The sequence below is a fragment of the Verrucomicrobiales bacterium genome (assembly GCA_016793885.1).
Lineage (GTDB): Bacteria > Verrucomicrobiota > Verrucomicrobiia > Limisphaerales > UBA11320 > UBA11320.
Genome location: JAEUHE010000017.1, coordinates 1 through 24,807 on the forward strand (window position 1 = coordinate 1; position 24,807 = coordinate 24,807).

Below are 24,807 nucleotides of genomic sequence, written 5' to 3' on the forward strand. Positions count from 1 at the left end.
GGTGTTCACCAAAGGCTACACCTTGCTGGGATATGCAGCTCAGGGACTGCCGGCCGACGCGTTGACGGATTCGGCGGTGCACCATCTGGCGGTCATCCAAGGTCGCGACGGTCAGTGGCACAACAATCTTCCCCGTCCCCCCATCCAGACGGGAGACATTGGTGCGACCGCACTCGCCGTGCATGCCTTGCAGCGCTATCCGCTGCCTGGCCGTCGGATGGAGTTTGCCGGGCGGGTGGAACGGGCCCGTCGTTGGCTCCTGCGTTCCACCCCGCAAAATACCGACAGCCGGGCATTCCAGCTGCTCGGCCTCGCCTGGGCCGGGGAATCGCCTGCGCGGTGCCGTGACCAGGCGCGCGCGCTCACTTTGGAGCAGCGCGCCGACGGCGGGTGGTCGCAGCTTCCAGGGCTCTGTAGCGATGCCTACGCCACCGGCCAGGCATTGTATGCCTTGCAAGTGGCGGCCGGGCTAAGCGACTCTGACCCTGTGATCCTGCGTGGGCGGCGATTCCTGTTGCAGACTCAGCACGAAGACGGCTCCTGGCACGTTCGACGTCGGGCATTCCCCTTCCAGCCCACCATGCCCAGCGGCTTTCCACACAGCCGCGACTCGTGGATCTCGGCGGCTGGCACCAGTTGGGCGGTGCTGGCCTTGAGTTTGAGCCCCCGACCAACTTCCACCGTGGCTCAAGGAAACTAATCGACGAAACGAGAACGCCCGCTGCCGACCTCGAGTCGGAAGCGGGCGGGTGATGGGTTAACGGCTAGGAGGTGGGTTTAGTTCCTCTTCGCGCGATAGAACCGGAGCGGCTGGTTCTCCGTGGAGTAGAAGCGTGTGACGGTTCCGCCATTACCATTGATGGTGGCCTCGATGGTGGTCCAGTCCTGCAGATTGGCGGAGCCTTCGATGCGATAGCTGATGCCTTTGCCGGCATTGAAGCGGAATTCCACGGCGGTGCGGATCGACGTGGCAGACTCGGGTGTGCTGGTGGCTAGGGTCGGGTTGAATCCGCCTGCCACTTCCGCACCGTCGTCAAAGGCATCGCTGTCGGTATCGGCGAGCAGCGGATTGCTGCCCGTGTTCGTTGCGTTGACGAAGGTGCCGGTGTTCGTTTCCGCGCCGTCATTGAGCCCGTCGCCGTCCGTGTCGGCCTTGACGGGATTGGTACCGGTGTTGGTCGCGCTGACAAATGTGCCGGTGTTGGTTTCCACCCCGTCTTTCAATCCATCCTCGTCAGTATCCGGATTGTTGGCTTTGGTGAGGGCGATGTATTCGGCCAGATTGCTGAGGCCGTCATTGTCCAGGTCCAGCGCGCTGTCGTTGACCGACGAGTTCAGTCCGTTAGCCGCCTCGTAGATATCAGGTATGCCGTCGCCATCAGCGTCGTCGGGCGTACCGACGAGCTCATTGACGAGTCCGTAGTGATGGAAGGTGTCTCCATCGCTGAGGGCGTTCATGATCATCACCAGAGTTCCGTCGGCTGACGCGACGTAGTCATAGCTGATCGCGGCTCCCGGGCTTCCTGCACCGGTGGACTCATAGAAGTCCGGATTTTCGGGGTCGGGGACCCAGCGGGTTCCATCCCGGGCAATACGGGTACTCACCCCGGGAGCGTCACTGGCGGTGATGTCCACCGCCGGCGTGCCCCAGCCGCTGACGAAGAAGGTCAGCCGGTAAGTGTGGGCTTCCCGGAGTCCGGTCAGAGTGAGTGTTTGGATACCGTCCGCTGCTCCCGCATAGAAGAAGTCTGTAAACAAGTCACCTAGACCCGTGCCTGCGTAGGAGCCTTCGCCATTGTTCACAAAGTTTCCGCCCGGCCCGATGAGAGTGTAATTGGGTCCCGTTAGCCCTTTGGAAGTAAACTGGACGCCATTGATCGTCGCAGCTTCTGCATCCGAACCGAAATCGATCAGATGTGTGTAGGTCTTGGAGGCATCGATCAACGTATCCTCATCCGTGCGGATGTTTGTAAAACTGAAAGTCCCGGCCGAGACGTTCAGCGGAATGAGACCGAGCGCGATGGATAAAGTTCCTAAATGAATGGAATGTTTCATAGACATTAATGGATTGGGTGACTCCATTAAGAAGCCGGAATTTGAACCGCCCGTCGATGAAAATCGGGTTCAGTTCAGTACCATTTACGCAGCAGCACCTCGACGTCGAGGTCGGTTCCGACCAGTTGTTTGAACTGGGTGACGTTGCTGCTGGAAAAGTGGTAGGGGAAGACCCGGCGAGGCCGGAATTCGCGAGTGGCGCTGGCGGCTTGTTGGATATCCATGGTAAAAGGCAGGTTCATGCACACGAAGGCGACATCGATGTTACGCAGGGCGCGCATCTCGGGGATGTCTTCCGTGTCCCCACTGAGGTAGATACGCCGGTCCCCCAGAGTCAGCACATACCCGTTGCCCCGTCCCTTGCTGTGGTAGTTGAGACGTCCGGCGGTGAGGTTGTACATCGGGATGGCTTCGATGGTGAGGCCGGATACCGCCAGGTTGGCTCCATTGGCCAGCACCCGACTGACAGCGCGCACGCCGCTCGAGAGCATGGGGAGCACCGCGGAGGGGATGACCACGACAGCATTGGTTCCGCCGATGCCATTGATCGTGGTGCTATCCGCATGATCCCCGTGAATATCGGTCACCAGAATGAGGGTGGGACGGGGGAGATTGCGGTAGAGGGAGGCCCCGCCGACGGGATCTGCGTAGATGACCTGATCTTTCCAGGCCATGACGAGGGAGGCGTGGTTGACCGGGTGGATGATGAGATCTCCTTCGCTGGTGGCCAGGTGGTCTCCGGTAAGTGCGTTGGTCTCCGTGAGTTGCACGATTCGGTAGAACGTTCTCGCTTCGAAACGAGGGCTGGCGTCCACGTGCTGTTGCGTGGCGGAGGTTCGAGGGAAGGTGTAAACCCCGTTCCAGTCCACCAGGTTGGCGGAGCGTTCAAGCCGAGAGTTGAATTGTGCGGAAGCTTGGAACTTTAGGGCGATTTCGCCGTTGGTCAGCGTGGTTTGGGTGATGGTCGGAAGTGCCTGGGAATAGGCTGAGTTGATCCCGATTGCCACCAGGAGCATGGCCGTCAGCCCTCGTGTGAGACGACTTGGGAGTTGTTGCAGATGGGGCATCCGGTCGGGGCGGGCGACGCGAAACCACTGGGTGTGAGAGTGAGTGAGCATGAACCACTGTGGCACTCATGATCCGATGTCGCAACGCGATTTATTGGAGCGGAGAGTTGAGCAGGTGTGCTTAGGTTCGCGCGAACCTTGATCGCCGATGAACCCGACCTTCTTGCCGGTTGCTCCGACTTGTTCAATTCGGTGTCGGCCAAGGCGAGACGTTGACGGATGAGTGACGGGCGAGTGAATTCGTCGCTGGGGTGTCTTCGGGGAAGGACCTCAATACAAATTTTGTTGCTAGGTTCGATCGAACGTGACTTGATCGCCTCGTTCCGTAACACCCACAACTAACTAAGTACGTAAGAAGTGAAAGATTAACTTATGCGAAGACATCAAGATAATCGCCCCCCCACACGGTCCCGCGCTTCATCGAACGCTTGGATCGCCATCATTGCCTCGCTGACTGTTACCGGTTCGGCGGCGCAAGCTCAAAAAGTGTATTATGAATCCTTCGACTCGTTGCCACTTGGCCCGAACGTCGAGGAAGGCCTCGTCGGCCAGAACGTTTGGACCGAAGTCCCTCCCGCCGGTTGGGTCCTGGATGACTCGCAGGTTCCTGGAATCGGCACCGAACTCAACGGCATCACGGAGTGGGCCGGCTGGAGTTTTGCCAACAAGGATTGGTGGGTTCAGACCGCCGGCAACCAACGTCGTGCTGAATTTGCTTATGGTCAGCGAACCGTCATGATCTCTGATCCGGATGAATGGGATGATGCCGGCCACGCACCTGGATTGCTGAACGAATGGGCCACCTCTGGTCCGATCGCAGTCACCGGGGCGGTCGAGAATACCCTTGTCATGACGATCGACTCCTCTTGGCGTCCAGAAGCGTTCGATGATGGTGCTCCCAATTTCCCCATCGACCCCGAAACGGGCAGGCCCATCAACCACCAAAATGGGGTGATCTACCTCAAAGCGGCGGACGGCACGGAAACCGAAATCTTGAATTTTGATTCCGACACTGCCAGCCCGAACTTCCACGCGGACAATCAGTTCATCAATGAACATGTGGTGATCCCCCTGAACAACGCGGCCGGCAACTCCAGCTTCTCGCTGAAGTTTGCCATGCTGACGGCGGCGAATGATTGGTGGTGGGCAGTGGACAACATCGCGATTGGTGTGCCGCCGTTTGTCAGCGGGGTCACCAATGACGGGGTCAGCTTCTCGGCACGCATCACCGAGGCCTTAGAGAAGACCGTCGACGAATCAAGCATCACTGCCGAATTGGACGGCCAAGCGGTCGTAGGAGCGACGGTGGAGCGTGATCAGCAAGAAGGTAAGCCGAGCCTCGTCTGGGTGACTGTTAACCAGGCTCCGGTGGTTTTTGCTCCGAACTCCAAGCACGTGGTCAAGTTGAAGTACACCACCGGTGAGGGTAAATCGGTAGAGGACAGCGTCGATTTCTATGCGCCGGGTTACGTGACTGCCTCGGCCACCACGAAAACGGTGCTGGCTTCCATCACAGAAACCTCTTGGTTGTCCGTGGATGAGTCCAAAGCCATCACCTTGGTGTTGGACGGCAAGCCCATCGTGGCCAGTTCCCTGACCAGGGTCGACAACGCCGAGCCGGCGTATGACGTCATCAACCTGGTCTATGACAACCCTGAGCTGTTTGACTCCGGATCCGGGCACACCCTTAAGGTGACCTTCACTACCGCGACCGGCCAGGTCTTGGAGGAGACGGTGACCTTTAAGTCTCCTGTCTATACGACCCTGCCGGCCGCATTCGCGACCGATCCGGGAACGGGTGTTGACGCCGGCATGCGCTGGCGCACTCATCAGCTCGCTACCGGTCGTGCCACCGCTCTGAGCGAAGTCGAGAGGCAACTTCTCGGCGAGCTCGGCGAGAGCATTCACAACCCCGACGGACAGGGTGAAGACGGCTATTTCTTGATCGATTTCGTGAATTTTGATCAGCGTCCTGGACCGGCCGGGAACTTCCGGGAAGGTGTCGACGAGCCGCAGAACGTTCCCGATGTGCTGATGCCGGGCATCAGTGGACCGGGCGACAATATCGCCGGTGAGGCATTGACTTTCCTTGAGTTCACTGCCGCGGGACTATACCAAATGGTGGTCAACAGCGATGACGGCTTCCGGGTCAGTGCTGGCCCGTCCTCAAACCCGACCCAGCTCACCCTCTCTCAGTTCGACGGTGGTCGAGGTGCGGCTGACTCGGTGTTCTACTTCCGCGTAGACAAAGTCGGTGTCTATCCCTTCCGCCTGCTTTGGTTCGAAGGCGGCGGTGACGCCAGTGTCGAGTGGTTCACGGTTAACGCCGATGGCTCACGCGCCTTGGTTGGTGGAACTCAGCCCGGTTCCGTTAGCGCCTTCCGCCAACGCACCGAGGCTCCGGCGGGTGGCATCCAGTCCATTGCCCGTCAGGCCGATGGCAAGGTGACCATTACCTTCAGTGGAACGCTGAAGTCGGCGACCACCGTCACCGGACCGTATGAAGCGGTTCAGGGCGCGGTCTCGCCTCTCTCCGTCACACCGGGTGACTCCCAGCGCTTCTATCGTGCCGAGTAGTCGACTCCGGTAATACGGCGTCTTCTACGTCGTTGTATGCGACGTTTCGTTCAAGCGCGTCCTTCCGTTTACCGGAGGGACGCGCTTTTTTCTGTGGTGGCGACCCTTGCCGCCATCCTCCGCGTTCGCACTAAGCCTCGTCACCTCGGCTCCTCGACTTCGCCGGTAGGATCCGAGGCGACGAGGCTTTGCCTCGTGCTGGGCTTCCTCTGCTGTCTTGCAACTCATGCGGCGGAGTCTCGGACGGGCGACGGTTCGCTTCCCATCATTGGCCCCCGGGACAATTATGTAACCTCCACCGCTTGCCAGGAGTGCCATCCGGATGAACACGCCAGTTGGCATCGCAGCTTTCACCGCACGATGACCCAGCTGGCCACGACCAACTCGGTTCGTGGGGCATTCGATGGTACGTCGGTTGAGGCGGAGGGGTTGATTTACCGAGTATTTTTCGAAAACGACCGGTATTGGGCCGAGATGCCCGATCCAGATCTGATGATGTATGCAGTCGAAGGAAAGCGGAAGGTCCCGCTGGAGAAGCTTCCCCGGGTGAAGCGGCCGGTGGTGATGTCGACCGGATCGCATCACTACCAGACCTATTGGGTATCGAGTGCCAGACATCCGACCGTCCTGCACACTCTGCCCCTGGTCTTCTTGCTGGATGAACATCGGTGGATTCCGCGGGAGGCTGCTTTTCTCCATGGTCCGGACGATCAGGAACGGTTTGAGGTGCAGTGGAACAATCAGTGCATCCGATGCCACAGCACCGGTGGAAACCCGGGGTTGGATGAAGCAACCGGCGGCCTGCAGACCAGGGTGGCGGAACTTGGAATTGCCTGCGAAGCATGCCATGGTCCGGGAAAGCCCCATGTCGAGAAGCAGCGTGCTTTGGCGAGTGGCGGCGCGCCTGCTAAGTCCTCGGGACGCGGGGACAACACCATCATCCAGCCTGCTCGCTTGGCGTCCAGAGCTGCCAACGAAGTTTGCGGTCAGTGCCACGGGGAATATGTGACTCGGGATGAATTTGCAATGGAGAACGCTAAGCATGGCCCGCTCTACAAGCCGGGGGACAGCCTTCACCGCACACGCTACTATATCCAGCACCCTCGGCCTGGTTCCGCCCGTCAGCGATGGCAAGATCTGGAAAAGAATCCCCAGTTTTTTCGAGAGCGATGGTGGCCCGACGGAACTATTTTGGCGGGGGGCCGCGAGTATACCGCGCTCCGCGCTTCCGCATGTTATCTGAAGGGGCAAATCTCCTGTCTCAACTGCCATTCCATGCATGACAGCGAACCGGATGACCAGCTCAAGAAGAGCGGGGGAAACTCCCGATCGTGTCAGGAGTGCCATCGTGAGCCTAAGTATAACAGCGAGTTGACCCGGCACACCTTCCATGCCGCCGGTTCTTCGGGAAGTGATTGCCTGAACTGCCACATGCCTCATACTTCCTATGCTTTGTTGAAGGGGATTCGCTCACATCAAATCAGCTCCCCACGCTTGGACAATCCGTTACGGCTTGAAGTTCCGAACGCGTGCAACCTTTGCCATCTGGATCGCACCTTGGCTTGGAGCTCCGAGCACCTCGCGAAACGATACCAGCAGCCGACCGTTCCACTCCACGCTGACCAGCTGAGCGTGGCCGCTTCCGTCCTCTGGGTGCTGAAGGGGGACGCTGCTCAAAGAGCAGTCACCGGATGGCACTATGGCTGGGCTCCCGCACAACAGATCTCTGGCACCAACTGGATGGCTCCGATCCTGGCCTCGCTCTTGGATGATGCTTATGGGGTGGTTCGACAGATCGGCTATAAGAGCCTGAAGACTGTGCAGCCGGGGGCGGCGAGTGGGTATGATTTCCTGAGCGCTTCGGATGCGAGGCGGTTGATTGTGTCATCGATCCTCTCTAACTGGCAGGCCTCATCGAACAGTCCGCTCAGCTCTCGCTCGAACGTCCTCGTGGCTGCGGATGGGAAGCTCATGACGAACGTCCTATCTCGCCTTCTTTCCGAGCAGGATCGTCGTTCGGTGACCGTTCAGGAGTGAGCAGGGGGAGGAATTCATTCCGGGTGAGGGCGTTTCCGTCCCAGCTGAAGTTCCCGACACCGTCGGGTCGTGAAAAGCTGTAGAGGGTGAGAGCAGTCCAAGACGCTTCGCGATGCGCTTGACGCTATGGAGTGCTGTAGCCCTCTCTAAGCATTACCCACAAGTTTTGAAGATCTTCGACCCCTATCCCAAAGGGATTGCGCCTCAAAGCCCAGGGTTGCGAGGAACGAGCTACCCTGGGAAAACGCCATAGAATCCTCAACCCCATCGTGGGTTGCGGTTTGTTTTGGGAGTGTTGGCCGATCCAGCCGCAACCCGCGATGGGGTTGACCACGAAGTGGTCCGAGGAGGCTTATAGTTCACTCGTGTCAGAAAACAACGACTAACCCAGGGTAGGCGCTCCTGCTTCGCGCCAACCCTGGGCTCTGAGGCGGAATCCCCTTGGGATTCTAAGATTTGGTCGAGGAACTTGTGGGTAATGCTTAGAGCCCTCTACAGCTTTCGTTCCTCCGACGTAGTCGGAATCCCTGGTTCTCACCCGGAAATAATCACACCCGGAGTGAGCCGGGGGCTCCATCGAGGCTTGCATGGACCGGGGTAGCTCACGAGACTGCGCTCATCCTGCCAATGACCGTAGACCTGTTATGAAACTCGCCTCCTTCCTCTTGGTTCTTTGCGCTGCGCTCTCATCGGGTGCGGGGGTTCGGTTGGAACGAATTCCTGGCGGTGGACTGCAACCGCAGGTGGTTTCATCAGGCGATGGAACCCTTCACCTGGTTTGTTTGGTCGGAGATCCCAAAGCAGCCGACGTGGAGTATCGACGTCGAGAACCAGGAATTACGAACTGGTCGAACCCTACCCGCGTGAACAGCCAGGCCGGCAGCGCGATTGCGATCGGGACCATCCGGGGTGTGCAGGTCGCCCTTGGCCGCGAAGGACGACTGCATGTCGTCTGGAATGGTTCGCAATCGGCTGAGCCCAAGCCGAGGGCCGGAGGGTCGCCCATGCTTTATTCGCGCTTGGATAGCGAGTCGAAGGGATTCACGCCGCAGCGGAATCTGATGACCGCGAGCTATCAGCTCGATGGCGGCGGTTCCATCGCGGCGGATACAGAGGGTCGAGTGTTCGTGTTCTGGCATGGGGCTCCGCCAGGAAAAAATGGTGAGACCAACCGTGCCGTCTTCTTGGCTCTTTCGAGCGATGATGGTCTGTCATTTGCAGGGGAGCGTCCCGTCAACCCACAAAACTCCGGCGCTTGTGGCTGTTGTGGACTGACTGCTGCAACGAATCCCCGAGGGGATGTGTTCGTTTTGTTCCGCAGCGCTCGATCGTTGATGGAACGAGACATGACCTTCCTCGCTTCGGTGGATCATGGAGAGCGCTTTACCGAGGTCATGTCGGACCCCTGGCCGATTGGCTCCTGTCCGATGAGTAGCGCGGGTCTGACGGGGGATCAGAAAGTCCAGTGGGCCGCATGGGAAACCGCTGGGCGAGTTCAGGTATTGCGAGGGGAAGCTGGCCGATGGGAGGGGCAGCCCCGTACCTTCGGCCCCTCAAAAGGCGCCAAACACCCGCGACTCGCGACCAATCAACGCGGGGACACTCTGGTCGTATGGACGGAGGGTACCGGATGGCAGCGCGGCGGAGCGTTCGCATGGCAGGTTCTTGATCTCAAAGGGGAACCTACTGCTGAGAAAGGGAGACAGGAGGGGCTTCCCGCGTGGGACTTTGCCGCACCTGTAGCCCTTGCGAACGGAGATTTCGCGATCGTTTACTAACCCTAGGAAGGAGGATGGAAACCACGGATTGAACGGATGATACGGATCCGCAAAGACTTGGAAGGACGACCTTGATCACTCCGACAGGGAGTGCGAACTCGTGCTCAAGAATGCCGCAACACCATCTTAATCCGCGTCATCTGTGAAATCCGTGGTAACTCCATTCCCGGATTTAGGCTAACACCTGTAGGGACCGTTTGTCCCGCCGTGGCTTCAAGCGAAGGCGGAACTTGAGAAGAACTCGTCGCCTTCCACCTCCGGTCTTAACTCTGGCGAAATGAGCATTCCCTACCGTTCTGCAGAAAGGTTTCTCGGCTCGAGAAACTTTTGAGCTTTAAGCCAATGCAGGAGATCCTGCATCCAGGGATGGTCTGTGCCCATGAGTCCCGTGCCGTGATCACCGTGCTGATAGAGGTGGAATTCGTGTGGGATGGAGTGTCGGTGCAACGCCGCTGCATACAACTGCGCATGTTCCACGGGAACCAATTTATCTTCCGCTGTGTGCCAGAGAAAGCAGGGAGGTAGGCCGGGATGCACCTGGAGCTCGCTGGAGGTCTGCTGCAACAACGCCTCGCTGGGTGAGTTGCCGACGAGGTGTTCGCGCGAGGTGAGATGCGGTTTGGTGATCATGCTGATCACCGGATAGCACAGAATCGCCAGATCGGGCTTTGAACTGACTGGATCTAGGTGGGAGCGACCCGGAATCTCGCCGTCCTGTGGACGGTTGATCAGCGTCGACACTAGGTGCCCCCCGGCAGAGAAGCCCATAACGCCGACGCGGTTGGTCTGGATCTTCCACTGCGTCGCCTTTCTGCGCATAGTGCGGATGGATTCGACCGCATCTTGGAGCTGGGCTGGATAGCGGTAGCCGGCCGCGCCCAAGCGGTAACGAAGCAAGAATACCGTGATGCCCTGGTCGACCAGCCAGCGTGCGAAGGGATCAGCCTGGCCCTCGTAGATGCCCTGATAACTCCCGCCCGGAATCAACAGCATCGCGCTTCCGTTTGCGTTGGTTGGGACGTAGGTTGTCAGAGTAGGCATATCCCCGGGCGATTTACCCAGGGCTCCCGGTGCCCCGTTAGGCCAGAGGGGCAGGGGAGTCGGAGGGGCGTCGGCTAGAGCCCCAGCGACGCTGAGGCTCAGGATGGCGCACAGAACCACGCTCATTCCGAAGACGCGGTACGCGAGTCGGTGCAGCTTACTTTCTGGCGGAGGACGCATTCTACCGAGCCGCTGTGGCCTTCTCATCCGCGGCCCAACGAATGGCGTTAATCAACATCTGTTTGTAGGCGGGATGGTCATGGCTGAGGCCATCGTGTCCGAGGGTGATATTCGCGATACGCGCCTTGGGGTGCTTCGTAATCCATACCTGCGGATGGGTTTTTCCGGTGGTCAGATTCTTCCCGATCGCCAGCACCTCAATGGGGGCGCCTTGCTCATCTTTTTGGAAGTGATACAGCTCATCTGAGATCCGAAACGTGGTCGGGACTCCCTTCATTAGCGGGTGTTCGGGCTGGGTGACAGTCACTTCGAACTCCCCGTAACGGTCGTGGCTACGCGCGCCACCTCCTACGAGCTGCTTGTTCCACTCCGGCCAGTCGTTCCAGATGTACCAATTGCCAGGATGGAGCAGTACCAAGCCTTTGCCCGCGTTGGCATAGTCCAGCAGGCTTTGGCGAAGGACGGGATCCTTCTGGGGTTGATTGGCGCTCCAGCCGAGCACTTGGATCTGGGAGAGCGCGGGGATGACTTCCCCATACCGCTCGGTGTAATTCACACTGAAGCCGCCGGCTGCGCGCAGCGTGGCGACATCCGCCAGGTTGAACCAGCGGTTGAAGTCATGGGAGCTTCCGCCGCCGACCAGCAGCGTTCGGATCCCCGGAGGCCAGTCGAAGGCCTTGGGCGCAGGGGCGGGACTCGCTGCGGCGGCGGTGACAGCTGTTTTGGGATCGCCCACCTCAGCCGTCATCGCTACGAAGGTCGGGGCTACCTGGTTGTCGAAACTCTCCAGCGTGATGCGCTTCAGTTCGCCGGTCCGTTTCAGCGCCTTGGTGAACCAGCGAACTTGCTGGTGGCGGGGAACGAGTCCTTCCACCCGGGCTGATCCCGGAACATCCGCGTTGCCGTTGTAATCGGCGAATTCGACGCCGTTTTTTAGGACATGTTCCTCGCGGTTCCCGTCGGCGAACTCAACGGTAACCTTGGTGACCGGAAGATCCTTGTTCTCCCCGCAGCAGGGATAGCCCCAGCCGGCGACTCCACCCAGGAAATGAAGCCGGTTGGCCATGATGCCTTTGGCGGGGATCTCGAGCTTTTGGGGAAAGCTTCTAGCCAACCCTTCTCCACCTTTGAGCACGATGACATTGCGTCCCCCGGGGGTCTTGGTGGGCGTCAGCACCTCGAATGGGACGCCTCCAGCCTGAACGATCCCGAACTTGCGGAACTTGAGGCTTTCCTCCGTGCTCTCGAGGCTTCGGTAGATGCCCTTGGAGCTGTCGGCGGTGAAGGCGCTGCGCAGGTCCAGGATTCGGAACCGTGAATCGGCGGCCGTCATGAACGCCAACAGATCGCGCAGTCCCTCGGCGCCCAGGGACTCGAAGCCTTCCGGCATCAGCGATCGGCCGGTGTTTTTCTGAGCCTTCACGTCGTCCCGTTTCAGCTCCATCTCCCCTGCAGCGTTGCGCAGGAAAACCGACGCGCGGTTTTCGCGAGCCACGATGCCATCATAGGACTCGCCATCCTTGGTTTCAAAATTCCAGGCGGCAAAGCTGGGATCCACTTCGCGGTTAGGATCCAGGATGTGCACGAGCAATTCAGCTGATCCGTGAGCGCCCATTCCTGTGAGCGCCGGTCCTACCTCCTTACCTTCCTCGTTCAACCGATGGCAGGTCGCGCAATTTTGTGTGAAGAGCAGGTGACCCTTCGCCTTGTCCCCAGGCTTCTCGACCTCGGGCGTGAGCTTGGAGATCAGGGCCTGCTTTTCCTTGGCCTCGGGGCCGCGGAGAGCTTCGATTGTCTCGGTGGCGAGCTTGGCCACCGCCGCATCCGGGTGGTAGCGGAGGCGATGCACGTTCGCAGGGCCAATGCTTCCCAAGGGAACCTGGCCGGCCTTGACGGCATCCAAAAGGGCGATCGACCAGTCGTTGCGTTTGATGACCTGGTTGAAGGCAGTGTTCTGCAGTTCTCCAGCCAGTTTAGGAAACACCGTAGCCAGAGCTTTGCCGACCTGTGCGTCCGGGATCTCGCCCATCGACTTGATGATTCGGTCCTGGAGGGAGGTGGTTTCGCTGCCTCCCACCAATCCGGCCACGGTGGGCACGATCTCCTCGCTAAACTTGCGCACGCCCAGGAGGCTGGTGGCGATCTGACTGCGCGAGTCTTCAGAAATAGATCGATCCTTCACTTTGAGGAGCAGTCCCGACACCTCCTGCTTGACCTCCGATGCGAGGCTGGACTGGGTGTCCCAGCGGGCCACTAGGGGGAGTGCAGCCAATTTCGTGGCGCTTTCCGGAGACTGGATCAGGCTGCGGATGGAAGCCTTGAGTGAATCGGTCCAGCCGGGTGTGGTCTCGGGCTTCAAGGATCTGGCGAACTGCTGCAAGATCCCTTGCTTCAGCTCCTCATTGGCACCGGGTTCAGTCAGCGCGTTGACCAAAGCAACTGCATCCTGCGGAGTGCCGCTGCGCCCCACTGTTGCGGCCAAAGCGTTGACCAGATTTGCCAGGGAAGCGGCCGACTTGCTCTGGAGGGCCGCTTTGATGGTCGCTACAGGCGACGAGGCGGCCGCGGTTTGGGCGGCGGCTTCGAGCCATCGGTCATTGAGGGACGGGTAGAGGGCAACCAGTCGAGCCGCGACTTCATCGCCTGGTTTCTGAGCACTGAGCGCAATCAGGGCTTGCAGCTGAACGGCGGGAGATTCGTTGGTGGCGGCGAGGATGAGAGCGTTTTGTAGTTTGGTTCGAGCAACCCGGCCCGCCGGGGTTTGTCCAGCGATGCGCGCGGCCACCTTGCGAACCCCGGCATCGGGATTCTTAAGCGCGGCGACCAAGACATCCTCCTCCACCCCGTAGAGTTGTTCGGCCACCCACAGCGCATGAACCCGGCTGAGCGGGCTGGCATTCTCGTTGTTGGCGATTCGGCTGATCTCCGCGTTGCCTCGCTCCAGAAGCAGGCGATGGGCGGACATTCGCACGGCGCGGTTGGGATGAGACAGAGCTGCCATAAGATCCTCGGCGGAGGTCGGAACGAGCCGAGCGGGAGGAAGAGGTTTTGCCTCCCGATGATCAATCCGCCAGACGCGGCCGAAATAGTGATCTCGGTCGGGGCGGACCGCGGCGTTCACCGCGTTGTGGGCTGGGCCGCGGGTGTCATTGTGAATCACCGCTTGATTGTAAAAGTCGAGGACGTATAGGGCTCCATCGGGTCCGATGCGCGTCTCGATCGGCCGGAACCAGAGATCACGGGAACCGACGAACTCCTCCGTCCGGAGTTTACGGCCCTGGTAACCTGCGCCCGCGGCGGTGATCTCCTCATGATGCACGATGTTGATGGTGGGTTCGGTGGTGAAATAATGATTGTGGTAGGACGCTGGCCAGGAGCCTCCGTTGTAGATGGCGGCACCGGCGGCGGCGGTGAAGCTGCCCACCCAATCGATTTGAACGTAGGCCATGTTTTCCCACTTCATCAGTGGATGCGCCTTGGGGCTCTTGATCACGACCTGGTAGCTGGTGGCCTTTGAGCCGGGGCTCTTGGCCAGGATGGCTTCGGGAAGTAAGACCGTCATGAGCAGGTCTCCACTCGTGGGCTGGGTGTAAAACAGATCGCCATCCCAGGAGAAGTCCAATCCCCACGTATTGCCCCCCTTCGACGAATACTGCTCGAAGGCGGAGCCATCTGGACGGAAGCGAACCACTCCTGAGCCAATCCGGCCAAACTCCTTGGATCCATTGGCCGATTTGACATCCCCGGCGCTGTAGCCATGGGTAGCGTAGATCCAGCCATCCATGCCCCAGCGCAGATTGTTGATCACTGCATGGGTATCGCTGGTACCGAGCCCGGTGTAAAGTGGCGTTACTTCATCGGCCTTTCCATCGCCGTCTCGGTCGCGAATCCACAGGATGTCCGGTGCAGCGGAAGCGATGACGCCATCGCGGTGGAACACAAAACCGGTGACGAGTTCCAGTCCCTCGAACCAGACAGTCTTTTTATCCATGAGCCCATCGCCATCGCTGTCGACGAGAATGCTGAGGCGATCCTGGGCGGGACGCTCCTGCTTTCCGACTTGGGCCACCAGCCCGCCGCCGTCCTTCCACTCATTGCCTTGCAGGGCTGGGCGCATTCCGCGGCGGCCGTTGGGGTATTCCACAGTCTCGGCGACCCACAGGCGACCTTGGTGATCCCAGTCCAGGGCGATGGGCTTGCTGAGGAGCGGTTCGGCTGCGACCAGCGTCATCTTGAACTCAGGATGAATCTCGAGTTTGGAGCCCGCCTGGTTCGGGGCGGTGGGGCCGCCTTCCGGGTAGCGCAGCGTGGCGAGTTCCTCCGGCTTGCACAATGAGTTCTCCGGACGATGTCCGGCCCAGGCAATTCCGCGCAACACCACGGCTCGGTAGTGGGGGAGTTGGAAGGTTGCATACTTGTGGCCCGGGAGGGACACGAATGCTCGGTAGGGTTTTCCCCCTGCGAGAGTGCGCTCGTAGGTCCACATTTGCGGGGCGGTGTCGTAGATGTGAGGCAGGGGGCGGCCATCCTTGTTGTTGCGCTTATCCGGGATCCAGGTGGAGGCTAGAATCTTTGCCTCCGGCATCATGTGGAGGTCCCAATACATTTCGTCATCGACATCGAAATTGGAGCAGCCGGCGGTGATGGGATGGTTCTGGTTCACATAGTAGAAGGAGATAGGCCCCTCGAACCATTTGGACCGACCGTGCTCCCAAGCTCCTCCGATGATCGTTTTAAACCAGGGCGCGTTGGTGCCGCACACTGCGTCATGCAAGCAGACCATGCCGCCTCCTCGGGTCAGAAACTTCTCCAGGTTTTCTCGATCGGTTCCGGCAATGGAACCCGCTTCGGCGGCGAACATGACCAGCACATCGGTGCGCTCCAGTTGTTCGCCCGTCGGAAAATTCATCGCACCATCCACCGTCGCCCCGCGTTCGGTGAGGAGTTGGGTGAACTCGCCGAGGAAGCGCGGATGGTCATGTAGACCGTTTTCCTTGGGGCCATGGGTTTTGGCTCCACCTCGGATAAACACGCGCAACGGGCTGTCGGCGCCCCAGGCATCTCCGGTCAGCCAGAGAGAGGATGCCAGAATCAAGACGGCAAACGATCTGAACGATCTTGTTTTCATAAGCGATTTGATGGGGTGACTCTAGACCGCCCTCGGTTCCAGCCAAGGGAATAGTGCAGGGGGGGAGGGGGGGGATTGGAAGTAGGGGAGAAAGGTGGTGGAGTCGCGACGGACTCGGCGGCCTTGTGCCGGGCTTTCAGCCCTTGATCGATGGAGGGATGGCCACCTGGGGTGACAACCCCAGGTTTCATCACCCCACACACGTTGAGGGCTGAAAGCCCGCACCATCGCAGGGAGTTACCCGCTGAATTCAACCTTAGCCTCACCCATTTATAATCGCACCCGAAGTGGGGTGTGATTTGAATTCGGTCAGACTCTGGAAAATCTGTTTGCGTGACCTGCCTGCACGAACCACTGTTTCGCCAATTATGGCATTCCCTTTCTGGTTGCGGTCACGGGGTGGTTTTGTCGTCATGGTCGGGCTGATCTCTACATTTCTTGTGGGGTGTGCGCACAAGAATGGAGCGGTGTGTGGTTGGTCTAAGGACATGTTCGTTCCACGAGATACCAACGCTCCGGTCCGGTTTGTCGTCCACTTTCCAGCAGCAGTGCATCCGGAACCGGTGACGGGCCGCGTCATTCTCTTCCTCTCCCGTTCGGCAGGTCGTGAGCCGCGATTCGCCCTGGATTTCTTCAATCTCCAGCCGGTTTATGCCATCGACGTGACCAATTGGGCCGCGGGCACTCCCTTGGTGTTCGACCGCCAGGCTTTTCGCGATCCTGACGCTTTGGCATTCCCGGGCCCGTTGCACCGTCTCCCCACCGGTGCTTACCAGGCTCAGGTCTTGATCGATCTGGACGGAACGCAACGCGATTTTGCCACGGGTCCCGGAAATCTCTTCAGCAAACCCATGGCCTGCACCCTGTGGGGCGATCGCGGTGGCGAATGGCGGATCACCTGTGATCAGCGCGTCGAGCCCGAGGGGGAGTTGACCGATACTGACTGGATCAAATGGGTTAAGGTGAAGAGCGATCGGCTCAGTCGCTTCCATGGCCGGGATGTGTATCTTCGAGCGGCAGTTGTGATTCCGCCGGACTATGCCAAGGAGCATGAGCGCCGATTTCCCACCTGTTACCTGGTTCCGGGTTTTGGTGGGAGGCATACCGACGCTCGCGGCTGGCTCGGTTCCGAAGCGGGCAGACGTTGGCAAGCCGGCCAGGCGCCGCTCCGCATGCTGCGGGTCTTCCTGGATCCGGATGTGCCGATGGGACACAGCGTGTTCGCCGATTCCGCCAACAACGGCCCGGTTGGTGAGGCCTTGACGCAGGAGTTGATTCCGGAGATCGAACGCCGTTTTCGAGCCATCCCGAGCCCCTATGGGCGTTTCGTTGCGGGACATTCCTCAGGCGGCTGGTCCTCCCTGTGGCTGCAGGTCACTTACCCGGAGGTTTTTGGGGGCTGCTGGAGCACGGCTCCGGACCCCGTCGATTTTCGTGCGTTTCAGACGATGAACCTTTACGAGGATCGCAACGGTCACTGGACGCGGGAGGGCTATCCACGTCCCGTGGCGAGAAATCGAGAGAAGGTTATGCAGACCTTCCAGCAGCTGAACTTGTGGGAGCTGGTCACGGGCTATGGCGGTCAGCTGGACTCCTTTGATGCGGTGTTTAGCCCGCGAGGTCCGGACGGCAGGCCCCTCCAGATCATGGACAAGCGAGTTGGAACGATCCATCGAGAGGTGGCCGAGTCTTGGAAGCGCTATGATATTAGGCTGGTTTTGGAGAGCCGCTGGGCGGAGCTTGGTCCCAAGCTCCAAGGGAAGATCCATGTCATCGCGGCGGGCTGGGATAGTTTCTACCTAGATCCTGCTGTTCAGTTGCTGCGGGACTTTTTGTCGACCAAAGACCATGGCGGCTATGTTGAAATTCTGCCGGGCGACCACGGAAGCGTCATGACCGAGCGCGTGAAGGATCGGATCCTGAAGGAAATGGCGGAGCAGTTCGAGCGGAGCCGTGCGTCCGTTTCGGCACCCTAATTCTCGGTCGGAAAGCGATTCACCACGGATTGCGCGGATGACACGGATCCGCAGAGACTTGGAAGGGTGACCCCATCACTCTGAAAGGGACTGTCACAACCCCTTTTTAATCCGTGTCATCTGTGGTATCCGTGGTCAGTTCATTCCCGGTTTTAGGTTCGATGTTTTGCCCATCCGTGCGATCCGAGAAATCCGTGGTTCTATTTGTCGTTTCCGCTGGGTCGACTTCAAGCGCGAAGCGGGCGACTTCGTTCGAGTCGGACCGACACATAGCGTGTTTCCGGGATGATGAACTTCTTCACCTCCACCGCGACGCGCTCGCAGGGGAATTCGGCGAGGATGAGCGCCGCGATGTCTCCCGCCAGTTTCTCGATCAACTTCCACTCCCGATGGTCTCCTAGCCGTTTCAGTCGTTCGCTGATGGCGAAGTAGTTGGTGGTGGTGTCGATCGAGTCCGTCTGGATGGCGGCGTTGAACTCTCGGAAGACTTGGATCGTCAGCAGCAGGCGTTGGGGGTTCTGGCGCTCCTCATCGGGCACCCCGACGCGGTAGCGAACCTCTAAATCGCAGAGGGTGATGCAATCAGTCATGGGCGGGCGGGGGCTGAGTGGGACGGCAAGCGCGTACCTGCTCGAGTAGGATTCGGGTAGGGGTGTTGAGCTTCATCGCCAGAGCTTGATCAAGTTCAACCCACCGATAGGTCTGAGCTTCTTCGTTGAGCCGAACGGTTTCAGAGGTGCCAGGAGCGACACGGCACGTGTAGTTGAGGAGCAGGAAATGGGCATCTCGGTAGAACTCCGTGGAATGGATACAGTCCTGAACCATAACGAATTGGATATCGGTGATGGCCAGATTCGTCTCTTCCTCGATTTCGCGAATCAGGGCCGATTCCGAAGTTTCCCCCCACTTGATCTTGCCTCCGGGAATCCCCCAGAGGTGGGACCACTTGTGAGTTTGTATCATGAGAACCTGGCCGGCGCTGTTGAAGATCAGGGCGCCTACCGTGCCGATCGGATGTCGTTCTCCCGAGGTCGCGAGCGGGGCACTGGGAGGAAATTGAAGCTGGCTCGCCTGGAGCAGACCCTGCAATTCGCCAAGGTGCTCGACGATGAGGTGGGGCTTCTGGGTGCGCAGTTGTGTCACCCCGGTGTAGCCGGTGAGTACGGCGCACGAGAACACCCCGGCGTGATGCGCGGTTTCGATGTCATGCTCCATGTCTCCGATGAATACCGTCTCGTCCGCTCGCAGACCGTTTTCCTGAAGGACTCGGTGGATCCACTCCTTCTTGTTCCAGGCCTCGATGTAGGGGCGATGGACGAATTGATCGAAACCGGTGACTTCGCACTGGGTGGCGTAGTGATCGCGATGGATGGTGCTGAGGACGAAGGTCTGGAGCTTTCGTTCCCGGCAGAATTCGAGAAAGCGTCGCGCGTGGGGAAGCTCGCGCACTTGGTGTTGAACCTCGCGAAACTTCCCATGGTACCATTCCTCAAGCTGGCTTAGTGCAATGTGAGGTGTATGACGCTGGTAAAAGCTTTGGAACGGGAGACGAAAATCACTGCGAAATTGCTCCAAAGTCAGCGGAGCAAGGCCCGCCTTCTCGAAGACATGATTGGTGGACTCCCAGACCGCAGGGAGATCGTCGATCAGCGTGCCTGACCAATCAAAGATGATGTTACGTAGCACGAGGCCAATCTAGATTCACTCTGTTCACGGAATCGAGGTAAATGAGTGGGCAGCCCGACTGGTATTTTATCTCTGGTTCTCGTTCCTCCTGCTTTTATTGGAGTTCCATCTTGAGCAGGTTCGGCGCGCGGACTTGCTTCGTGGCCGCATCCGCCTAAAGGCGGGACTCCGTACGGGGGACCGAGGCCTTGGGGTATGGAGTTCCTGCTTCAGCAGGTTCGGCGCGCAAGCTTACTTCGTGGCCACATCCGCCTAAAGCTAAAGGCGGAACTCCGTACGGGGGACCGAGCTTTCTCCAGAATTGATCACCCTCCCAAGCTCGTTGCCTTCGCTTGCGCTGGCCTGGTAAACCTGGTTGAATCCTGCCGTGTTCACGTCCCACGCGCCACTCGTCTCTGGTGAATGCCGCTATTGGCGGAGGCTGGCGTGTGGTGTGGTGGTTCGTTGCTTACTTCTCATCTCGCTCACTCTCGGACTTAGCGAGGCCAGCTTCGCGATCGAGCGCACCAAGGTTGAGGACCTCTGGTCGCTCAGACCCGTGGTGCGCCCCCCGTTGCCGGCCGGTACCGCTCCTTCGACTCATCCGATCGATGCGTTTCTAGGTGAGGTCCAGCGTGAAAAGGGCGTTCTGCCTCTTGGCCGGGCTGATAAGCTAACCTGGCTACGAAGGGTCCACCTGGATCTGGTGGGGCTGCCGCCCTCGGTCGAGGAGCAAGATCGGTATTTGGCGGATGAGTCGGCGTCAGCAGAGCAGGGCGTGGTGGAACGATTGCTCGCGAGTGAGCAACATGGCGTTCGCTATGGGCGTCGCTGGCTCGACGTTTTGCGCTATGCGGATCAGGATGAGTTCATGCCGTCCGAGTCCGGCATCTATCTGTGGCGGGACTGGGTGATCGATGCGTTGAATCAGGATCTTCCGTACGATCAATTTGTTCGGGCCCAAGTCTGTGGCAATCGCGCGCCTCGGCGGCAGGTGATTTCTCCGGCTGGGCATCTGACTCGAGTGGAACCGCGCCCGGAGGATGTGTTTGCCTCGGGCTTTTTGGCTCGTGGCGCGCTGACTCAGGCCAATGCCGATCAAGAGTTGGCGCTAGCGGCGGTCGATACCGTCTCGCTGGCATTCATGGGTCTTACGGTCGGGTGTGCCAAATGTCATGACCACCTTTACGACCCCATCTCTCAGAAGGATTTCTACTCGATGAAGGCTCTCTTCGACCCATTGGTGCTGCGGCCGATGGATCTGGCGACACCGGAGCAAATCGTCGCGCGCGGGCGCAAGATGAGGGAGTATGAGGATCAGCTGAATCCGGTGGTCGAGGCCATGCGTCGCTTTGTTGAGCCGTTTCACTCACGTCTGTATGAGGAGCGGCTTCAGATGATGACTCCGGAAGTGCAGTCTGCAATCCGGAAGCCGGAACGGCAGCGGAATGCTGCCGAGCAAAAGCTCTATGAGGATTATTATCCGATCCTGCGCATCGATCCCCCCAAGATCAAAGCGCTGATGAATCCGGATCAGATTAAGGTGTATGATGATTATCTGAAGCAGATTAACGGCATCAAGCCACCGGAGCCGCTCCCTCGGTTTTGGACGGTCGCCGAAGATTCGAAGCGACTCACCGAGACGAACTATGTTCTCGGGACCGGAGATCCCCAGCGTCCCAAGCTCCAGCAGCCCGTGACCCCAGGGTTCCCCTTTGCGCCGCAGACCTTGGACTTTCGGGCTGGTCGCAGGGAGACGTTTGTGGATTGGCTGACCGCTCCGGAGAACCCACTCTTTGCGCGCGTGGTCGTCAACCGGATCTGGGCCTGGCATTTCGGCACGCCGCTGCACGCCTCGGTGAGTGACTTCGGGACGCTTGGGGGTATTCCGGTTCATCCCAAATTACTCGATTGGCTGGCGGCCGAGTTTGTGAGCCACAACTGCAGCATGAAGTGGTTGCATCGTTTCATCGTGACCTCGGAGGCCTATCGGCGCAGTTCTGCCGGGGATCGGACGGCTGAACAGGCGGCTCGGGCGCTAGATCCGGCCAACCTTTCTCTCTGGCGGTTTCCGTTGCGACGGTTGGAAGCGGAGCCCATCCACGATTCACTGTGGGCTGCGGCGGGCTCTTTGGATTTGTCCTTGGGTGGGCCGGCCTTTAATGAAGCCAAGCACCAGAACCGGGAGGCAGAGAAAGGTGGCGGTGCTCAGCATCGTCGAGCGGCCTTCATGTCACGCGGTTACCGCTCCTCGACGGACGCGATGCCCGATTCACTGGAGACCTTCGATGCGGAGGACGGCCGAGCTGTATGCTCCCGTCGGAACGAAACCGTGACGCCGACCCAGGCCCTCTATCTCATGAATCATCCGAGTGTGGAGGTGGCTTCGGCGCAGCTTGCGGCGCGCCTTGAGCAGTCTTGTGCCGGGGATGTGGATGCAGCGATCACGCTGGGCTACCGCTGGCTGCTGGGACGTCCTCCACGAGGAGACGAGCTGACTCAGGCGCAAGCATTCGCCTCCCAATCGGCTGACTGGCGGAAAGGGTTTGCTTGGATGCTCATGAACTTGGATGAGTTTCTCTATGTCCGGTAAGGCGCCCCATTCCTCAGGTCATCGCTCAGACGGTTCTTTGCTTCCACGGCGGAAGTTTATCCATCAAATGGCTGGTGGATTCACTGGCGCGGCCATTGGGAGTCTCTTGTCCGGTCAAGCACGGCTGGAGGCCTCCTCCTTGTCATCGCACCGGCCGGCCAAGGTCAGATCAGTCATCTACTTGTTCATGTGCGGAGGGGTAAGCCACATTGATACCTTTGATCCGAAGGATAACCGTCTCGCGGGAACCCTCATCGATGCGGTGGGATTTGGTGACAATCTAGCGGAAATGAAGCGGCCGGTTATCCCCTCGAAGCGCACGTTCACCCGCTATGGGCAGGCAGGGATCCCGGTGTCCGATTGGTTTCCTCAGGTGGGATCGGTGGTCGATGACATTGCCGTGATCCGATCGATGTGGTGTCACGAGACCAATCATTTTCCCGCGGTCATCGAGACGGCGACGGGCCATCGGAACCGGGTTGTGGATCATCCCACCTTGGGCAGTTGGATTGCTTACGCCTTGGGAAGCGAGAATCGCAACCTTCCCAGTTTCGTTCACATGGGCCGTCCGTCATCCCCGATCCAGCTGAACGGGGGATATCTGGGTGCCACCTATGCCGCGACCCCTTTTCAGCCGGGCGTGGTGCCGATCCGAAACCTTCAGCCCCCGGCTGGAACGTCCGCCGCCGAGCGCGACGAGCGCATGCGGGTGCTGGCTGAGCTCAATCGAAGGTTTCGGGAGGACTACGCTCTGGAGGATGGGATCTCGGCGCGGCTCCGATCGTACGAACTGGCCGCCCGGATGCAGTTGCATGCCCCGGAGGCTTGCGAGTTCGGGTCCGAGCCAGAGTCGATTCAGCGCCTGTACGGGATTGGCCAGAAGGAGACGGAGGATTTCGGACGCCAGCTGTTGTTAGCTCGACGGCTTGCTGAGCGCGGGGTTCGTTTTATTCAGATCTGCCACGCCGGTGGCGGCAACGGATCCTGGGATGCTCATGGTGACATGGAGACTCATGGGCCGCTGTGCCGTCAGGTCGATCAGCCCATTGCTGGACTCATCCGCGATCTTAAGCAGCGAGGCATGTTGGACGAGACCTTGGTGGTTTGGACGAGCGAGTTCGGACGCACTCCCTGGTCTCAGAACACTACCGGTCGAGACCACAATCCGAAGGGCTATACCTCCTGGATGGCTGGAGGCGGGATTCGCGGCGGCATGATTTACGGCAGCACGGATGAATTCGGCTATCATGCGGTGGAGAATCGGGCGTATGTCAGCGATCTCCAGGCCACGATCCTAGCCCAGATGGGTTTGGATCATCGCCGCATGGAGGTTCAGATCAACGGTCGGGCGGTGCGATTGGTGGAAGAAGGCTCCCAACCTATCGCGGGGATCATGGTTTAGACTTTCGGGCCGATGAAGGCCTCGTGCACGGCCTTCATGGCTTGCTCGCCCTTCTGCAGGTCGATCACCACGGAGATCTTAATCTCGCTGGTGGAGATCATGTCGATGTTGATTTGCTCGCGTGCCAGCGTCTCGAACATCTTGGCCGCCACGCCGGAGTGGCTGCGCATCCCGACTCCTACGATGGAGAGCTTGCCGATCTTGTCGGTGCAGATGGCCTGAGAGAATCCAATGTCCTTTTTGAGCTGCTCGATCACTTTTTCCGTCTTGAGCAGCTCCGCTTTCTCCACGGTGAAGGAGAGGTCGGTGGAGGGTGAGCCGGTCCCATGGCTGATATTCTGGACGATCATATCCACATTGATCGTGGCATCGGCCAGAGCTTTGAAGATATGGGAGGCAACCCCGGGTTTATCGGGCACCGCGACGAGGGTGAACTTGGCTTGGTTTTTGTCGAGCGCGACGCCGCGGATGACGACGTCCTCCATATTCTTGGTCTCTTCTTTCACAATCGTGCCGGGGTTTTCGTTCAGGCTGGAACGGACTTCAAAGATTACACCGAATTTCTTGGCGAACTCGACGGAGCGGGACTGCATGACCTTGGCGCCGAGGCTGGCGAGTTCGAGCATCTCGTCGTAGGAAATCTCGGACAGCTTGTGGGCTGATGGGACGATCCGTGGGTCGGCAGTATAGACCCCATCGACGTCCGTGTAGATCTGGCACAGATCGGCCTTGAGCGCCGCGGCCAGGGCGATGGCAGTGAGGTCTGAACCTCCGCGACCCAGAGTGGTGATCTGGCCTTCCCGGGTTTCGCCTTGGAACCCCGCCACGATCACCACATTCCCAGCATCCAACATCGAATGGACCTTCTCGGGGCTGATGTTCTTGATCTTGGCCTTGGTGTGCACACCGTCGGTGACGATGCCCGCCTGGGCTCCCGTAAGCGACACGGCGTCGACGTGGATCGAGTGGAGCGCCATGGCCGTCAACGCGATGGTCGTTTGCTCTCCGGTTGCCAGGAGCATGTCCATTTCACGCTCGCTGGGCAGAGGCATGATCTCCTTAGCCATCTTGATCAGTCCATCGGTGACGCCGCTCATGGCGGACACGACCACCACGATCTGATCCCCGCGTCGGCGGTATTCCGCCACCCGTCGGGCGACGTTCTTGATTCGTTCGGGGTTCCCGACCGAAGTGCCGCCGTATTTTTGGACAATGAGCGCCATTTTTATTCCCAATGCAAATTGATAGGCCCGGTAAGCCGCCTCTGCGGTCCGGAAAGCCGAACTTTCACTTTACTGAAAGCGCGGG

General features: G+C 59.4%; 14 protein-coding genes. 7 read left to right on the forward strand and 7 right to left on the reverse strand.

Annotated features, from left to right (window positions below; all coding sequences use genetic code 11):
* On the forward strand, positions 1–700 hold a 700-nt coding region (locus JNN07_02315; protein MBL9166558.1), incomplete at its 5' end, for a hypothetical protein.
* Positions 701–777: 77 nt separating this feature from the next.
* Here the strand turns inward: JNN07_02315 and JNN07_02320 are convergent.
* Positions 778–2,055 (reverse strand): hypothetical protein, encoded by a 1,278-nt coding sequence (locus tag JNN07_02320; GenBank protein ID MBL9166559.1) that lies wholly within the window; start codon positions 2,053–2,055, stop codon positions 778–780.
* A 74-nt stretch (positions 2,056–2,129) separates the two neighbouring features.
* Positions 2,130–3,173, reverse strand: coding sequence for an MBL fold metallo-hydrolase (locus JNN07_02325; GenBank protein MBL9166560.1), 1,044 nt, complete (start codon positions 3,171–3,173; stop codon positions 2,130–2,132).
* 321 nt (positions 3,174–3,494) lie between these two features.
* On the opposite strand from JNN07_02325, the gene JNN07_02330 reads away from it, so the two are divergent.
* From JNN07_02330 to JNN07_02340, 3 genes are all read left to right on the forward strand, one after another.
* Entirely contained in the window at positions 3,495–5,699 is a 2,205-nt protein-coding gene (locus tag JNN07_02330; GenBank protein ID MBL9166561.1) for a hypothetical protein, read from the forward strand.
* A 36-nt stretch (positions 5,700–5,735) separates the two neighbouring features.
* The gene (locus JNN07_02335) at positions 5,736–7,736 is read left to right on the forward strand and encodes a hypothetical protein (protein MBL9166562.1); all 2,001 of its coding nucleotides are present in this window, start codon (positions 5,736–5,738) and stop codon (positions 7,734–7,736) included.
* 644 nt (positions 7,737–8,380) lie between these two features.
* The gene (locus JNN07_02340) at positions 8,381–9,514 is read left to right on the forward strand and encodes a hypothetical protein (protein ID MBL9166563.1); all 1,134 of its coding nucleotides are present in this window, start codon (positions 8,381–8,383) and stop codon (positions 9,512–9,514) included.
* A gap of 288 nt (positions 9,515–9,802) precedes the next feature.
* Here JNN07_02340 and JNN07_02345 read toward each other — a convergent pair whose 3' ends face one another.
* Together JNN07_02345 and JNN07_02350 are read right to left on the reverse strand one after the other, a co-directional pair.
* Positions 9,803–10,735 (reverse strand): alpha/beta hydrolase, encoded by a 933-nt coding sequence (locus tag JNN07_02345; protein ID MBL9166564.1) that lies wholly within the window; start codon positions 10,733–10,735, stop codon positions 9,803–9,805.
* 1 nt (position 10,736) lies between these two features.
* Positions 10,737–15,863, reverse strand: a complete 5,127-nt coding sequence (locus tag JNN07_02350) for a ThuA domain-containing protein (GenBank protein MBL9166565.1) — start codon at positions 15,861–15,863, stop codon at positions 10,737–10,739.
* A 488-nt stretch (positions 15,864–16,351) separates the two neighbouring features.
* Between JNN07_02350 and JNN07_02355 the strand changes: the two genes are divergently transcribed.
* Complete coding sequence (locus tag JNN07_02355) at positions 16,352–17,839, forward strand: hypothetical protein (protein ID MBL9166566.1); 1,488 nt, start codon at positions 16,352–16,354, stop codon at positions 17,837–17,839.
* A 227-nt stretch (positions 17,840–18,066) separates the two neighbouring features.
* On the opposite strand, the gene JNN07_02360 is transcribed toward JNN07_02355, so the two are convergent.
* Complete coding sequence (locus tag JNN07_02360; GenBank protein MBL9166567.1) at positions 18,067–18,429, reverse strand: dihydroneopterin aldolase; 363 nt, start codon at positions 18,427–18,429, stop codon at positions 18,067–18,069.
* Positions 18,422–19,525, reverse strand: a complete 1,104-nt coding sequence (locus JNN07_02365) for an NUDIX domain-containing protein (GenBank protein MBL9166568.1) — start codon at positions 19,523–19,525, stop codon at positions 18,422–18,424. The genes JNN07_02360 and JNN07_02365 overlap by 8 nt, the downstream gene beginning before the upstream one ends.
* Positions 19,526–19,892: 367 nt before the next feature.
* On the opposite strand from JNN07_02365, the gene JNN07_02370 reads away from it, so the two are divergent.
* Positions 19,893–22,097, forward strand: a complete 2,205-nt coding sequence (locus JNN07_02370; GenBank protein MBL9166569.1) for a DUF1553 domain-containing protein — start codon at positions 19,893–19,895, stop codon at positions 22,095–22,097.
* A 67-nt stretch (positions 22,098–22,164) separates the two neighbouring features.
* Positions 22,165–23,499: a DUF1501 domain-containing protein gene (locus JNN07_02375; protein MBL9166570.1), complete on the forward strand. Its 1,335-nt coding sequence runs from the start codon at positions 22,165–22,167 to the stop codon at positions 23,497–23,499.
* Here JNN07_02375 and JNN07_02380 read toward each other — a convergent pair.
* Positions 23,496–24,722, reverse strand: a complete 1,227-nt coding sequence (locus JNN07_02380) for an aspartate kinase (protein MBL9166571.1) — start codon at positions 24,720–24,722, stop codon at positions 23,496–23,498. The two genes, JNN07_02375 and JNN07_02380, sit on opposite strands and share 4 nt — an antisense overlap.
* Between the last annotated feature and the right edge of the window lie 85 nt (positions 24,723–24,807).